Raw genomic sequence first — 14,360 nt, 5'->3', positions numbered from 1 at the left:
GGGCCCGCCCGGCCTCGTGGAGCTCACCCTGCGCCGCCACGACGCCCGCGCCGAGCGCACCCGCGACCGGCACGACGAACGCTACGGCGCCCACAGCGAATTCCAGCGCGTCGACAAGCTCGAGGAGCCCACCTTCGTGCAGGACGCGCTCGAAGCGCTCGGCCGCGTGCCCCTCGCGCCGGGCGCGCGCGTGCTGCACGTGGGCGTCGGGAGCGGCAACGAACTGCGTCTCCTCGACCTCGCGTACCCCGGCCACGCGCTCGACGTCGTCGGCATCGACGTCTCCGCGTCCGCGCTGGACCTCGCCCGCACCCGCTTTCCACGCGCGCGCTTCGAGCGGGTGGACGCGAACGACCTGCCGGACGCGAGTCTTGGCCGCTTCGACCTCATCGTGTGCCTCTCCGTGCTGCAGAGCCCCGGCGTGGACCTCGACCCCGTCCTGCGCGCCCTGCGCCGCGAGCACCTCGCGCCCGGCGGGAGCCTGCTGCTGGGCTTCCCGAACGGCCGCTACGAGGGCGGGCGGCTCACGTACGGCGCGCGCCTCGTGAACTTCCGCCGGCCCGACCTCTCCCTGCTCGTCCGGGACGTCGCGCACGTCCGCCGTCACCTGCAGAAGCACGACTTCCGCGTGTTCGTCACGGGCCGGTACGAGGTGCTCGTCACCGCCGTGCCCGTCCGCGCCGGGAACTCGGAGGCCCCTGCTACAATTCCCGGGTGACGACCGGCGCCCCAAGGAACAGGAACCAGCGTGCCGCGCGCTGAGCACCGCGCGCCCGACCGGCCCCGCGACCTCGTCGTGGAGCGCGGCGCGAGCCGCTACGCGGAAGGTTCGGCCCTCGTGAAGCTCGGCCACACGCACGTCCTCGTGACCGTGAGCGTGGAGGCCCGCGTGCCGCACCACATGCGCGGCAAGAAGACCGGCTGGCTCATGGCGGAGTACGACATGCTGCCGCGCGCCACGCACGAACGCGTGCCGCGCGAACGCAGCCTGCAGGGCGGACGCCGTCAGGAGATCCAGCGCCTCATGGGACGCGCGCTGCGCTCCTGCGTGGACCTCGACCACTTCCGCGACCGCACCCTCGTCGTGGACGCCGACGTCATCCAGGCCGACGGCGGCACCCGCGTCGCCAGCATCCTCGGCGCTTACGCCGCCCTGCACGACCTCGCGGACCGCCTCGTGAAGGGCGGCAAGCTCAGCGAGTGGCCGCTGCGCTTCGAGGTGGGCGCCGTCAGCGTCGGCGTCGTCGGCGGGGAACTGCTGCTCGACCTCGACTTCCAGGAGGACTCGCGCGCCACCGCCGACCTCAACGTCGTCGCGACCGGCGACGGGATGCTGCTGGAGGTGCAGGGCGGCGCGGAAGGACGGCCCATCGACCCCGCGCGTTTCAAGGAGATGGTGGACCTCGGCGTGGCGGGCGTCTCGGACCTGCTCGCGCGGATGCGCGCCCAGCTCTGACGCCGGGCGCCCGGCACGCACCTCACGGCGGAATCGCGCCCACGCGCTAGAATCGTCGGCGTGAACAACGACGTTCGGCGCGTGGTCCTCGCGACCTCCAACCAGGGCAAGATCCGCGAGCTCACCGAGGCGCTCGCGCCCCTCGGCTGGGAGCTGCTCCCCATGCAAGACGTGACCCTCCCCCCCGAGGACGCCGCCACCTACGAGGAGAACGCCGCCCTCAAGGCCTGCACGGTGTCCCTCGCGACGGGCCTGCCCGCCATCGCCGACGACTCCGGACTGGAGGTGACGGCGCTGCGCGGCGAGCCCGGCATCTACAGCGCCCGCTTCGGTGACCGCAAGAACGACACGGAACGCAACGTGTACCTCCTGGAGCGTCTGCGTGACGCGAAGGCCACCGACCGCAGCGCGAAGTTCGTCTCGGTCGTGGTGCTCGCCTACCCGGACGGTCATCTCGAAACGTACCGGGGCGAGGTGACGGGCCGCATCCTCGAAGGTCCGCGCGGCGAGCAGGGCTTCGGCTACGATCCCCTGTTCGAGGTGGACGGCCTGGGGCGCACCATGGCGGAACTCGACGTGCCCACCAAGCGCTCCGTGAGCCACCGGGGCCGCGCGCTGGCCGCGCTCCGTGACGCGCACCGCGACGGTCCGCCCGAACGGGAGACGAGCAAGCTGGAGTGAGGACCGAAGGAGAGGGGCGCCCCGCATGGGGCGCCCCTCTCCTTCGGTCCGCTCGGTGTCGACGAGTTCCCTCGGAACCTCGCCGACGCGAACCGGGCCTACTGCGTGCTGCGCGGGTCCAGCACGTCCCGCAGGCCGTCGCCGAGCAGGTTGAAGCCCAGCACGGTCAGCAGGATCGCGAGGCCCGGGAAGATCATCGTCCACGGCGCCGTGAGGTACACGCCGATCTGGAAAGCGTCCGCGATCATGGTGCCCCACTCCGGCGCGGGCGGCGTGGCGCCGAGGCCCAGGAAGCCCAGCGCGGCGACCTCGATGGTGGCCGTCGCGATCGACAGGCTCGCCTGCACGATCAGGGGCGTGAGGCTGTTGGGCAGCACGTGACGGAACATCACTCGGCCCGACGTGGCGCCCAGCGCCCCGGCGGCCTGCACGAACTCCCGCTCGCGCACGGACAGCACCACGGACCGCGCGAGGCGCACGTAGATCGGCACCTGCACGATCGACACGGCCAGCATCGCGCCGTAGAGGCGCACGTCGATGTTGCGCGCCTGCATCCAGCCGATCAGGCTCGCGATCACGCCGCCCGCGTCCGACGGGTTCGTCGGGATGAGCGCCGTGATCATGATCGCGAGGAGGATGCCGGGGAAGGCCAGCAGGATGTCGGACAGGTACCCGATGACGTTGTCGAACCAGCCGCCCAGGAAGCCCGACAGCACCCCGAGGATCGCGCCGAGCACCATCGCGACGAGCGTCGCGAGAATGCCGACCTGCAGGCTGATGCGCGCGCCGTGCAGCACGCGCGTGGCGACGTCGCTGCCGTTCTGGTCCACCCCGAAGGGGTGCTTGAGGTAGTCCACCCTGCCTTCGGGCGTGGTGTAGCGCTCCCGCACGGCGGGACTCCACAGCGCGGCGATGCTGGGCGGCTTGAGGCGGTCGATGAGACTGCGGTCGCGGTACGGGTCGTACGGCTTGATGAGCGGCGCGAAGGCCGCGAGCAGCACGAACACCGCCACGATGATCGCACCGACCTTGCCGGGCGTGCTCCTGCGGAAGCGGCGCCAGAAGACGTTCTGCGAGCGGCGTTTCGCGGTGCCGGATGTGGTGGTGGTCACGTCTACACTCATGAGTACTGAATCCTCGGGTCGAGTACGGCGTAGCTGAGGTCCACGAGCAGGTTCACCACGGACACCACGAGCGCCGCGAAGATCACGCCGCCCTGGATGACGGGGTAGTCACGGTCCGTGATGCCCTGGTAGAGCCACGAGCCGAGGCCCGGCCACGAGAAGATCGTCTCGGTGAGGACGGCGCCGCCGAGGAGCGTGCCGACCTGCAGGCCGATGACGGTGATGACGGGCAGCATGGCGTTGCGCAGCGCGTGCTTCATCACGACGCGGCCCCGGCTGATGCCCTTGGCGGCGGCGGTGCGCACGTAGTCCTGCGAGAGCACTTCGAGCATGCTGGAGCGCGTGATGCGCGCGATGATCGCCATGGGGATCGTGCCGAGCGCGATGGACGGCAGCACGAGGTGCCTCACGGCGTCCCACGCGACGTCCGGGCGTCCGCGCAGCAGCCCGTCGAGGACGAACAGGCCCGTGATGGGCTGGAAGGTCACGCCGATGTCGGTGCGGGCGCTCGGCGGGAGCCACTGGAGCTTCACCGCGAAGAGGTACGCGAGCAGCATGCCCAGCCAGAAGATCGGCATGCTCACCCCGACGAGGCTGACGGTCATGGCGGCGTTGTCCGCGAAGCGGTTGCGGTTGAGGGCCGCGATCACCCCGGCGGGCAGCCCGACGATCACGGCGAACAGGATCGCGCCGATGGTGAGTTCGAGCGTGGCGGGGAAGCGGTTGCGCAGGTCCGAGAGCACGGGAATCTGGCTCTTGAGGCCCACCCCGAGGTCACCGCGCGTGACGTCCGAGACGAAGCGCCCGAACTGCACCGGGAGGGGGTCGTTGAGGCCGAGCTGCTGACGCAGCCGGGCGAGGGACTCGGGCGTGGCGCGTTCCCCGAGGATGACGGTGGCGGCGTCGCCGGGCAGCGCGCGGATGAACACGAACACCACCAGGGCGATGCCCAGCACCACCGCGATCGTGCGGAGCACGCGGCGTAGAACGTAGGCGGACAAGGGCACCTCCTTCAGTCAATGGAAAAAAGGCCCTCCCCCGGGCGGGGGAGGGCGCCGTGTCGGGGCCCGTCCTGCGCGCGGGGGGAGGGCGCGACGCTTACTTCTTGCCTTCGACGCTGATGGTGTTGAAGGGCTCGCTGCCGAGCGGGCTGGGCACCCAGCCCTTCACGTACGTGCGGGCGGCGGCCAGCGGGCGCGAGTGCACGATGGGCAGACGCACGTTCGCGGCGTAGGTGAGCTCGTGGACCTGCGCGTAGATCTTGGCCTTGTCGGCCTGGTTCAGCGCGCTCTTGCCCTGGTCGAGCAGCTTGGCGATGTTCTGCGGGTTGTAGCCGCTGTCCTGCGTGGCGTTGGCGGTGCCGTAGTACGCGGCGTAGAAGTTGTCGGGGTCGCCGTAGTCGCCCGTCCAGCCGATCATGTACATGTCGAAGCCGGGGTCCTTGTTGCGGTCGTCGAGGTACTGCGCCCAGTCCTTCGTGCGCAGGTTCACCTTGATGCCGATCGCGGCGAGGTCGGCGGCCATCGCTTCCGCGATGGGCTTCGGGGTGGGGAAGTAGGGACGGCTGACGGGCATGTACCACAGGTCGAGCGTGAAGCCGTTGGGGTAGCCCGCCTCGGAGAGCATCTTCTTCGCGGCCTGCGGGTCGTACTTGTAGTCGGCGGGGACGCTCTTGCTGTTCGCCCAGTTCAGGGTGTCGGGCAGGAACGACGCGTTGGAGGTGCCGAGGCCGTTCCAGAAGGCCTGCACGATCTCCTTCTTGTTGATGGCCATGCTGATCGCCTGACGCACCTTGTCGTTCTTGAGGTACTGGTTCTTGGTGTTGAGGCTCAGGAAGCCCACGTTGAACGACGGCTTGAGCACCGCGCGCAGGTTCTTGTCCGCCTTGATCGCGGCGAGGTTGTCGGGCGCGAGGTCCACCGTGAAGTCCACGCCGCCCGCCTTGAGCTCGTTGAGGCGCGCGCTGGGGTCCTTGATGAAGCGGAAGACGACCTCGTCCACCTTGGGCTTGGCGCCCCAGTAGGCGGTGTTGGCGGCCAGGACGATGCGGTCGCCGGTGCGCCAGCTCACGAACTTGAAGGGACCCGAGCCGACGGGCGTTCCGGCGGGCGTGCCGTACTTGGCGCCCTGCTCGCGGATGGCCTTGGGGCTGGCGATGCCGAAGTAGCCCTGCGCGAGGAGGTTCGCGAAGGCGGGCACGCCCTGGGTGAGGTCGAAGCGGATGGTGCTGTCGTTGACCTTGGTGACGCTCTTCAGGACGCTGTTGGCGTCGCCCTTGAAGCCGCCGAACTGCTCGCCGAAGGACTCGTAGGTGCGGCCCTGGTCACGGTAGCCGTACTGGAACTTGGGGTCCCACCAGCGGTTGACGTTGAAGATGATGGCGTCCGCGTCGACGGCGGTGCCGTCGTGGAACTTGACGCCCTTGCGCAGGGTGAAGGTCCAGGAGGTGTAGTTCGCGTTGGGCTTCCACGAGACGGCCAGGCCGGGCGCGAGGTCGGCGGTGCCGAGCTTGAAGCCGACGATGTAGTCGTAGATCTGGCGGTGCACGATGACGGAGTTGCCGTCGGTGACGTTGCCGCCTTCGAGGTTGACGGGTTCGCCGCCGGAACCGTAGACCAGCGTGGACGCCGAGGCGCCGCCGATCAGGGCGGCGGCGAGCAGCGCGGACAGGTACGTTCGCTTCATACTTCCTCCTTGATGAAACCTTGAACGTGAGTGTATCAAAACGCACGCGGTCTGCAAGGCGATGCAGATGAAGTCGATCCACATACGTTCTGCATATTCCGAGTGCATGAAGATGCACGAGAGACGGTCGGGCCGCGCCAGGCGCTCCCCGAGGACTATACGAAAGCTTCCCCCCAGCCTAGGCCGGGGGGAAGCGGAGTGTCAAGCGAAGTCCGCACGCGGCGGCGCTCAGCCGCCGAGGTACGCCTCACGCACGCTCGCGTCGCGCGCCACGTCCGCCGCGTCGCCCGTCAGGCGGATCTCGCCCGTCTGCAGCACGTACGCGCGCCTCGCGACGCCCAGCGCCATGGACGCGTTCTGCTCCACCAGCAGGATCGTCGTGCCGCGCTCGCGGTTGAGGCGCTCCACGATGTCGAAGATGGTCTCCACGAACTTCGGCGAGAGGCCCATGCTGGGCTCGTCGAGCAGCAGCAGCTTCGGGTCCACCATCAGCGCCCGCGCGATCGCCAGCATCTGCTGCTCGCCGCCCGACAGCGTCCCGCCGAGCTGCGTGCGGCGCTCCGCCAGACGCGGGAACAGCGCGAAGCCCTCGTCCATGCGTTCCTGGATCAGCTTGCGGTTCGACACCTTGTACGCGCCGATGTCGAGGTTCTCCCGCACCGTCAGCTGCGGGAAGATGCGCCGTCCCTCCGGCACGTGGCTGATCCCGAGGCTCATGATGTCGTGCGCGGCCATCCCGACGATGCTGCGGCCCGCGTAGGTCACGTCGCCCTGCTTGGGGCGCAGCATGCCCGAGATGGTGCGCAGCGTCGTCGTCTTGCCCGCGCCGTTGCCGCCGATCAGCGCGACGACCTCGCCCTCGCCGACCGTCAGGTCGACGCCCTTGAGGGCGTGGATGTGACCGTAGTAGCTCTGTACGCCCTTGACTTCCAGCAGGCTCATCAGCGTGCTTCCTTCCCGTACTCCCCGGCGGCGGCGCCGCGCCCCAGGTACGCCTCCATCACGCGGGCGTCGTTGCGCACCTCGTGCGGCAGGCCCTCCGCGATCTTCGTGCCGTAGTCCAGCACCGTGATCTGCTCGCTCAGCGTCATCACGAGCCGCATGTCGTGCTCGATCAGCACGACCGTCACGCCCAGCTCGTCGCGGATGCGGCGGATGAGCGCCTTGAGGTCCTCCGTCTCGCGCGGGTTCATGCCCGCCGCGGGCTCGTCGAGCAGCACCAGCTTCGGGTCCGTCGCGAGGGCCCGCGCGATCTCCAGGCGGCGCTGATCGCCGTACGGGAGGTTCGTCGCGAACTCGTTGCGGTACCGCCCGAGGTTCACGAAGTCCAGCAGTTCACGCGCCTTGGCGCGCGCCGCCGCCTCGTCCTCGCGGAAGCGGCGCGTGCGCAACAGCGCGTCCACGAAGCTCGACTTCTGGCGCGGGTGACGGCCCACGAGGATGTTCTCCTCGGCGGTCATCGCGCTGAACAGCCGGATGTTCTGGAAGGTGCGCGCGATGCCCGCCGCCGTCACCTGGTCGGGCCGCAGCCCCACGAGGTCGCGACCGCCGAGCACGATGCTGCCCTTGTCGGGCTTGTAGATGCCCGTGATCATGTTGAAGAAGGTCGTCTTGCCCGCGCCGTTGGGTCCGATGACGGACACGATGCTGCGGTCGGGCACCTTGAGGTCCACGCTGTTCACGGCGAGCAGGCCGCCGAAGGTCTTGGTGATGCCGTTGACGTCGAGAATCATGATCAGCGCTCCTCTCCGCTGCGGTCGTTCTCCTCGCGCGTCGCGAGGCCCGGTGAGAGGGCGTCCTCCGCGTTGCGGCCCGTCGTGAGGGCCCCACCGTTCGCCGCGCGCGCCGCGTTGTCGCTCAGGGAGTCCGGCACGGCCGTCCCGTCGTCGCCCTCGTGCATCTCGATCTGACGCCGCACGGACGGCAGCAGCCCCTCGGGGCGGTACAGCATCATCAGCACGAGGATCACGCCGAAGATGAAGCGCTGGTACTTCGCGGGGTCGAGGTTCGGGTTGAGGTTCGGGATGGTGGCCTGCAGCTGCTCCGACAGGGCGGGCAGCAGGTTCAGGTTCAGGAGCGTCACGACGCCCGCGCCGAGGATCACGCCGGGAATGCTGCCCATGCCGCCCAGGATCACCATGCTGAGCACGCCGATCGACTGGAAGAAGTTGAAGCTCTCCGGGCTGATGAAGGCCTGCTTCGCCGCGAAGATCACGCCCATGATGCCCGCGAAGCTCGCGCCCGTCGCGAAGGCCAGCAACTTCGTCCGCACGAGCGGCACGCCCATCGCCTGCGCGGCCACCTCGTCCTCGCGGATCGCGATCCACGCGCGCCCGATGCGGGAGCGGTCGAGGCGGGTGTTCACGAGGATCACGAGACCGACGATCAGGAGCACGAGGAAGTACAGGAAGAACAGGTTGTACTGGTCCTCCGTGAAGCCCAGCCGCGCCGCGACGGCGTTCAGCGGCCCCACCGGCGCCGACCCGATGGGCGTGATGCCCTGCGAGCCGTTGGTGTACACCGTGAGGTTCGTGGCGAGCACGCGGATGACCTCGCCGAGCCCCAGCGTCACGATCGCGAGGTAGTCGCCGCGCAGCTTGAGCACCGGCAGGCCGATCAGGATGCCCACGAAGGCCGCCGCGGCGATGCCCACCGCGAGGAACAGCCAGAACAGGTTCGGGTTGATGCCGTTCGCGAAGGCCGCGCCCTCGTAGATGCGTCCGATCTGCGGGCTCGCGAAGATGCCCCACAGGTACGCGCCCACCGCGAAGAACGCGACGTAGCCGAGGTCGAGCAGGCCCGCGAGGCCCACCACGATGTTCAGGCCCAGCGCGAGCGCCGCGAAGATCGCGATCTGGATGATCAGGTCGAAGATGGCGCCGTTGTCACGCCCGACGAGCGGCAGCACGAACAGCAGGCTCGCGGCGCCCACCGCGATCTTCGCCCAGGGCGCGGCGCGCCACTGGTGCGCGAAGTACAGGCTCGCGAGGAACAGCGTCAGCAGGCCCGACTGCGCCAGCGTCGGCAGGTTCTGCTCGAAGATCACCAGCAGGGCGCCGGTGATGACCGTGTACGCGACGAGCAGCCACGTGCGGTCGGGCCGCGTGGAGGGCCGGGGCGGAAGGGAAGCGGTGGTCATACCTTCTCCGTGGTGTTGCGCCCCAGCAGACCCGCCGGGCGGAAGATCAGGATGAGGATCAGCGCGATGAAGGCGCCGATGTCCTTGTACTCGGCCCCGATGGACTTCAGGAAGCCCAGCGCGGGCACCTGCGCGAAGACGTTGAGCACGCCGATGAGGTTCTCCAGCAGGCCCAGCACCAGCCCGCCCAGCACCGCGCCGGGAATGCTGCCGATGCCGCCCAGCACCGCCGCCGTGAAGGCCTTGATGCCGGGGATGGTGCCCGCGTAGGGATCCACCTTCGAGAAGAAGATGCCGAACAGCACGCCGCCCACCCCGCCGAGCGCCCCGCCGATGAGGAAGGTCAGCGAGATGATGCGGTTCGCGTCGATGCCCATCAGGCCCGACGTGGTGCGGTCCTGCGCGACGGCGCGGATGGCCCGCCCGAGCCGCGTGTAGTTCACGAGGTACGTGAGGCCCACCAGCATCAGGATCGCGACGACGATCACGATGACGTCCTTGCCCTGCACCGGCACGATCGCGGTGGAGAAGGGCACCGGCACGCCGAAGGCGCGCTGCGTGAACACGTCAGGCAGCACGTACACGAGGTTGAAGCGCCCCGCGAGACCTTCGAGGAAGCGGATGACGTCCTGCAGCACGAGCGACACGCCGATGGCCGAGATGAGCGGCACGAGCCTCGGCGCGTTCCTGAGGGGCCGGTACGCCAGCCGCTCGATCAGGACGTTGAGGAAGCCCGCCACGATCATCGCGGCGATCAGGGCGATCGCGAGCTTGAGGTAGCCGTTCATGGGTGAGGGTCCGAGGATGCGGAAGACCTCGAAACCGACGACGCCGCCCGTGATGAAGACCTCCGAGTGCGCGAAGTTGATGAGCTGCAGCACGCCGTACACCATGGTGTAGCCCAGCGCGATGATCGCGTACACGAAGCCGACCAGCAGGCCCTTGACGAGCACGTTCGTGAGGACGAATGCGACGATCCCTAGTTCCACTTGACTGCCTTTCCGAATCCTTCGCCTCGCGGCGCCCCGGGGATTCAGGGGGGTGGTGCGCCTGACGCCGATTCCCTCCAGGCCCGCGTCCTGCCGTCCCGAAAACGGGGCCGAGCGTGCTGGCTCGGCCCCGCGATGCTCAGAGGGAGTGGGTTGTGGAGCTCCGCCTTACTGGCGGGGCGCCTTGACGTCGACGGAGCCCGCGGGAGCGAACTTCAGCTGGTCGTTGACCTTGATGACGTACAGCTTGGCCTCGCGGCGGTCGCCGACGGAGTTGAACTGGACGGTACCGGACAGCAGACCGCTGACCTTGTTCGCGCGGATGGCCGTCTGGACCTGGGCGCGGGTGGGGAGCTTGTTCTTGTTGTCGCGGACGGCCTTGAGCATGCCTTCCAGGACGACCTTGGCAGCGTCGTAGCCGAAGGCGCCGAAGCCCTGGGCGTTGTCGTTGAAGGCCTTCTTGTAGGCGTCGGCGAACTTCTGCGCGGCGGGCAGCTCCGTGAGGGGCGCGGCGACCGTGGTGAAGTAGATGTTCTTCGCGCCGTTGCCCGCGATGGTGAGGAGCTCGGCGGAGTCGAGGCCGTCGCCGCCCATGAGGGGCACGTTCACGCCCGCCTCGCGCAGCTGCTTGGCGAACACGCCGATCTGGTTGTAGATGCCGCCGAAGTAGATGGCGTCGGGCTGGAGCGCCTGGATCTTCGTGATGATGGAGCTGAAGTCGTTCTTCTCCTCGGTGCCCTCGGCGCCGGCGATCGCGACGTTCTTGCTGCGCAGGTACTTCTCGACCTCGGAGGCGAGGCCCTCGCCGTAGGCGGTCTTGTCGTTGAGGACGTAGACCTTCTTGGCCTTGAGGGTGTCGACGAGGTAGCGGGCGCCGTTGGGGCCCTGCGAGTCGTCACGGGCGACGATGCGGTTCATGTTCTTGAGGCCGCGGTCGGTGACGGCGTTCGCCGTGTTGGCGGGGGAGACCATCGCGACGTTGGAGGGCGCGAGGGCGGCGGACGCGGGGATGGCGACGCCGGAGTTCAGCGTGCCCACGACGCCGAGGATGGCGCGGTCGGCGGCGATGCGGCGCGCGGCGGCGGTGCCGGTGGCGGGGTCGGCCTGGTCGTCGAAGCCGACGAGCTGGAGGTTGAAGCCGAGCTTCTGGAACTGCGCGCGGTACTCGTTGACGGCGACCTGCGCGCCGTTCTTGATCTGCGTGCCGAGGTCAGACTGGCCGCCCGAGAGGGGGGAGAGGGTCGCCAGCTTGATCGTCTGGCGCTGCTGGGCGAGGCTGCTGCCCATCGAGAGCGCGCCAGCAATCACCAGAGTGGAAAGGCCGATCTTCTTCATACGTCCTCCGAGGTTGCGCGTCCGCGCCTGGTTTGAGATTTGACACATTCTATGGACGCCTTTAGGAAATGTCAACGTGCTTCCATGAGGCTCCAGAACGTAAAAATCCTTCAACCAAGGGTGATTGTACGAGAAAAAAAACGAAACGTGCGGGGGTTGTCTAGGGGACTCCCGCACGTCTCACACGCGTCCTCATGAGCAGTGGACGCGGCCCGCCTTCACACCTCGTCGAGGTAGCGGTCGAGCTCCCACTGATGCACCGCCGCCGAGTAGTCCAGCCACTCCGCGCGCTTCGCCGCCACGAAGCGCTCCACCACGTGCTCCCCGAGCGCCGCGCAGATCACCGCGTCCGCCTCCAGCGCGCCCACCGCCTCGTTCAGGTCGAGGGGCAGGTTGCGCACCCGGTGCGCGCGGCGCTCGCGCACCGTCATCCGGTAGATGTTGCGCTGCACCGGCGGCGGCGGCGTCAGGCCCTGCTCGATCCCGTCGAGACCCGCCGCCAGCATCACCGCGAGCGCCAGGTACGGGTTGCACGACGGGTCCGGCATGCGCAGCTCCGCGCGCGTGCCCGTCCCGCGCCGCGCGGGAATCCGCACGAGCGCCGAGCGGTTCGACGTGCTCCAAGCGATGTTCGTCGGCGCCTCGAAGCCCGGCACCAGCCGCTTGTAGCTGTTCACCAGCGGGTTCGTCACCGCCACCATGCCCGGCGCGTGGTCCAGCAGGCCCGCGATGAAGCTCAGCGCGGTCGCGCTCAGCCCGTGCTCCGCGCCCTCCTCGAAGAAGGCGTTGCGGCCCTCGCGGAACAGCGACAGGTGGCAGTGCATCCCGCTGCCGTTGATGTTCGCGACGGGCTTCGGAAGGAAGCTCGCGTGCACCCCGTACTCCAGCGCCACGCGCTTCACCACGAACTTGAAGGTGCAGATGTTGTCCGCCGTGCGGAGCGCGTCCGCGTAGCGGAAGTCGATCTCGTGCTGGCCGGGCGCGACCTCGTGATGCGCCGCCTCGATCTCCAGGCCCATCTGCACGAGGTGGTTCGTCATCTCGCGCCGCAGCCGCTCGCCCTTGTCCACCGGCGCGAGATCGAAGTAGCCCGCGTGATCCCCCGTGATGGTCGTGGGCCGCCCCGACGCGCTGCGCTCGAAGATGAAGAACTCCGGCTCGGGGCCGCAGAACATCTCGAAGCCCATCCTCGCCGCACGCTCGATCTGACGGCGCAGCACCCGGCGCGGATCGCCCTCGAAGGGCGTCCCGTCCGGCATCGCGACGTCGCAGATGAGGCGCGCCACCCGCCCGCGCTCGCCCTCCGCGACGGAGAACTGCGGGAAGATCAGGAAGGTGGAGAAGTCGGGCTTGAGCAGCATGTCCGACTCCTCGATGCGGGTGAAGCCCTCGATGGACGAGCCGTCGAACATGATCTCGCCGTCCACGGCCTTCTGGAACTGCGAGGCGGGCACCTCGATGTTCTTCACGAATCCGAGGATGTCGGTGAACTGCAGCCGGAGGAACTTCACCCCCCCGGACTCGAGCTGTTGCAGGATCTCGTCACGCGTGTACGCCATGCTTCCTCCCGGGAGCGGTCCACTCACGCCCCCCACGGGGATCAGCCTAGCTCAAAGCGTCTTTGCGCCCTTCGCACCCTTGTACGGGGCGCGGGTTTGCTACCATCCTCATGTCATGCTGAACTTCATGCGGCGTCCCGCCGTGAGCGAGGAGGAGATCGGCGCCGCGCTCGCGGAGGCGGGTCTGGACTCCTCGCGCGACGTCATCGTGCACGCGTCGCTGCGCGCCTTCGGCTTCATCGAGGGCGGCGCGCCCGCCGTGATCCGCGCCCTGCGCGAGCACTCGGCCACGCTCGTGATGCCCGCGTTCAGCTACTACACCCTCGTGTGGCCCGAGGAGGGCCGTCAGCCCGACTGGCCGCGCCCCACGCCGCCCGCCGGGGCGGGCTTCGGACGCTACACCCGCGTGTCGTCCGACATCGGCCGCGTCCCGCAGACCCTCGTGGAGGACCCGCGCGTGCTGCGCTCCTTCCACCCCGCGCTGAGCTTCGTCGCGACGGGCGCGCACGCCGCCGAGATCCTCGACGCGCAGACGCTGGAGTCCCCGTACGCGCCCATCGGGAAGCTCTACGACCTCGACGGGCTCGCCGTGCTCTTCGGCGTGGACCACCGCTCCAACACCACCATGCACTACGGCGAGTACCTCGCGGGCGTCCCGCAGCTCGACCGCTACGTGCTCGTGAACGGACAGGTGCGGCACACCACCTTCCCGAACTGCTCCGCCGACTTCCAGCGCATCGCGCCCCATGTGACGGGAACTACCGTGAACCTCGGGCGGGGCCGCCTGAGCGTCTTCCGCGTCCGCGACCTCGTGGACGCCACGAGGGACCTCGTCACCCGCGACCCGGAGGCGCTGCTGTGCACCTACCCGGGCTGCCGCTGCCAGGCGGTGCGCAAGCTCATCCGCAGGAACGGCCTCACCCCACGTGAACATCTGACCTGACCGCTCAGACCGAGCCGGGGCGGCGGCGGTCGCTGGAGTGGCCGGGCTTCACCTTCAGGTCGGGCCGGACGAAGTGCGCCGCGTGGTTCGCGGCCACGCCGCCCTCCGCGAGGCCGAGGGCGAGCAGCTTGAGGTCCCCGCCGCTCGACGAGAGGTCACCCGCGACGAACACGCCCGGCAGGTTCGTCGCGCCGCCCTCGCGGCTCACGACGTACTCGCCCTGCCGCTCCAGACCCCAGGAGGACAGCGGCGTGAGGTCCGGCAGGTATCCGTTCGCGACGTACGCGGCGTCCACCTTCACGCGACGTGTCCCGCCCTCCACGCGCAGTTCCGCCTCGCCCACCGTGAACGCCACGAGGTCGGCGGGCGCGAGGACCGCCAGCTCACCCGCCTCGCGCAGCATGTCCACGCGGGCGAGCTGCGCGGGCGTGCCGCGAAAGAGCGCGCGT

The 14,360-nt window shown here is 69.2% G+C and carries 14 protein-coding genes; 4 read left to right on the top strand and 10 right to left on the bottom strand.

Going from position 1 to position 14,360, the window contains the following annotated elements; all coding sequences use genetic code 11:
* The 3 genes from DEIPI_RS27885 to rdgB form a co-directional block, all read left to right on the top strand.
* On the top strand, positions 1 to 718 hold a 718-nt coding region (locus DEIPI_RS27885; RefSeq protein ID WP_157463417.1), incomplete at its 5' end, for a class I SAM-dependent methyltransferase.
* A gap of 30 nt (positions 719 to 748) precedes the next feature.
* Positions 749 to 1,456, top strand: coding sequence for a ribonuclease PH (gene rph / locus DEIPI_RS0102325; protein ID WP_027480713.1), 708 nt, complete (start codon positions 749 to 751; stop codon positions 1,454 to 1,456).
* Between the two features lie 51 nt (positions 1,457 to 1,507).
* On the top strand, positions 1,508 to 2,137 hold the full coding sequence (gene rdgB / locus DEIPI_RS0102320; RefSeq protein ID WP_425387829.1) for an RdgB/HAM1 family non-canonical purine NTP pyrophosphatase: 630 nt from the start codon (positions 1,508 to 1,510) through the stop codon (positions 2,135 to 2,137).
* A 98-nt stretch (positions 2,138 to 2,235) separates the two neighbouring features.
* On the opposite strand, the gene DEIPI_RS0102315 is transcribed toward rdgB, so the two are convergent.
* From DEIPI_RS0102315 to DEIPI_RS0102275, 9 genes are all read right to left on the bottom strand, one after another.
* Positions 2,236 to 3,261 carry an ABC transporter permease gene (locus tag DEIPI_RS0102315; protein ID WP_045233481.1) on the bottom strand — a complete coding sequence of 342 codons (1,026 nt, stop codon included), beginning with the start codon at positions 3,259 to 3,261 and terminating at the stop codon, positions 2,236 to 2,238.
* Positions 3,258 to 4,262 (bottom strand): ABC transporter permease, encoded by a 1,005-nt coding sequence (locus DEIPI_RS0102310; protein WP_027480710.1) that lies wholly within the window; start codon positions 4,260 to 4,262, stop codon positions 3,258 to 3,260. Before DEIPI_RS0102310 ends, DEIPI_RS0102315 begins: the two co-directional genes overlap by 4 nt.
* A gap of 97 nt (positions 4,263 to 4,359) precedes the next feature.
* Positions 4,360 to 5,946 carry an ABC transporter substrate-binding protein gene (locus DEIPI_RS0102305; protein ID WP_027480709.1) on the bottom strand — a complete coding sequence of 529 codons (1,587 nt, stop codon included), beginning with the start codon at positions 5,944 to 5,946 and terminating at the stop codon, positions 4,360 to 4,362.
* A 228-nt stretch (positions 5,947 to 6,174) separates the two neighbouring features.
* Positions 6,175 to 6,888, bottom strand: coding sequence for an ABC transporter ATP-binding protein (locus DEIPI_RS0102300; protein ID WP_027480708.1), 714 nt, complete (start codon positions 6,886 to 6,888; stop codon positions 6,175 to 6,177).
* Positions 6,888 to 7,679: an ABC transporter ATP-binding protein gene (locus tag DEIPI_RS0102295; RefSeq protein WP_045233480.1), complete on the bottom strand. Its 792-nt coding sequence runs from the start codon at positions 7,677 to 7,679 to the stop codon at positions 6,888 to 6,890. Before DEIPI_RS0102295 ends, DEIPI_RS0102300 begins: the two co-directional genes overlap by 1 nt.
* 2 nt (positions 7,680 to 7,681) lie before the next feature.
* Positions 7,682 to 9,085, bottom strand: a complete 1,404-nt coding sequence (locus tag DEIPI_RS0102290) for a branched-chain amino acid ABC transporter permease (RefSeq protein ID WP_027480707.1) — start codon at positions 9,083 to 9,085, stop codon at positions 7,682 to 7,684.
* Entirely contained in the window at positions 9,082 to 10,074 is a 993-nt protein-coding gene (locus DEIPI_RS0102285) for a branched-chain amino acid ABC transporter permease (protein WP_027480706.1), read from the bottom strand. The genes DEIPI_RS0102290 and DEIPI_RS0102285 overlap by 4 nt, the downstream gene beginning before the upstream one ends.
* Before the next feature lie 168 nt (positions 10,075 to 10,242).
* The gene (locus DEIPI_RS0102280) at positions 10,243 to 11,409 is read right to left on the bottom strand and encodes a branched-chain amino acid ABC transporter substrate-binding protein (protein ID WP_027480705.1); all 1,167 of its coding nucleotides are present in this window, start codon (positions 11,407 to 11,409) and stop codon (positions 10,243 to 10,245) included.
* 218 nt (positions 11,410 to 11,627) lie between these two features.
* On the bottom strand, positions 11,628 to 12,968 hold the full coding sequence (locus DEIPI_RS0102275; RefSeq protein ID WP_027480704.1) for a glutamine synthetase family protein: 1,341 nt from the start codon (positions 12,966 to 12,968) through the stop codon (positions 11,628 to 11,630).
* A 115-nt stretch (positions 12,969 to 13,083) separates the two neighbouring features.
* Here DEIPI_RS0102275 and DEIPI_RS0102270 point away from each other — a divergent pair, with 115 nt between their 5' ends.
* Positions 13,084 to 13,911: an AAC(3) family N-acetyltransferase gene (locus tag DEIPI_RS0102270; protein WP_027480703.1), complete on the top strand. Its 828-nt coding sequence runs from the start codon at positions 13,084 to 13,086 to the stop codon at positions 13,909 to 13,911.
* Positions 13,912 to 13,915: 4 nt separating this feature from the next.
* Here DEIPI_RS0102270 and DEIPI_RS27880 read toward each other — a convergent pair.
* The coding region (locus DEIPI_RS27880; protein WP_045233488.1) for an FAD-dependent oxidoreductase at positions 13,916 to 14,360 on the bottom strand (445 nt) is incomplete at its 5' end.

Source organism: Deinococcus pimensis DSM 21231 (genome assembly GCF_000519345.1).
GTDB classification, from domain to species: domain Bacteria; phylum Deinococcota; class Deinococci; order Deinococcales; family Deinococcaceae; genus Deinococcus_A; species Deinococcus_A pimensis.
Note: the sequence above shows the minus strand (reverse complement) of the source record. Positions and strands in the feature narration are given on the sequence as shown.

Excerpts from the sequence above, each read along its gene's own strand:
- DEIPI_RS0102315 (WP_045233481.1), bottom strand. The coding sequence starts at position 3,261 with ATGAGTGTAGACGTGACCACCACCACATCCGGCACCGCGAAACGCCGC.
- DEIPI_RS0102305 (WP_027480709.1), bottom strand. The coding sequence starts at position 5,946 with ATGAAGCGAACGTACCTGTCCGCGCTGCTCGCCGCCGCCCTGATCGGC.
- DEIPI_RS0102300 (WP_027480708.1), bottom strand. The coding sequence starts at position 6,888 with ATGAGCCTGCTGGAAGTCAAGGGCGTACAGAGCTACTACGGTCACATC.
- DEIPI_RS0102295 (WP_045233480.1), bottom strand. The coding sequence starts at position 7,679 with ATGATTCTCGACGTCAACGGCATCACCAAGACCTTCGGCGGCCTGCTC.
- DEIPI_RS0102290 (WP_027480707.1), bottom strand. The coding sequence starts at position 9,085 with ATGACCACCGCTTCCCTTCCGCCCCGGCCCTCCACGCGGCCCGACCGC.
- DEIPI_RS0102280 (WP_027480705.1), bottom strand. The coding sequence starts at position 11,409 with ATGAAGAAGATCGGCCTTTCCACTCTGGTGATTGCTGGCGCGCTCTCG.
- DEIPI_RS0102275 (WP_027480704.1), bottom strand. The coding sequence starts at position 12,968 with ATGGCGTACACGCGTGACGAGATCCTGCAACAGCTCGAGTCCGGGGGG.
- DEIPI_RS0102270 (WP_027480703.1), top strand. The coding sequence starts at position 13,084 with ATGCTGAACTTCATGCGGCGTCCCGCCGTGAGCGAGGAGGAGATCGGC.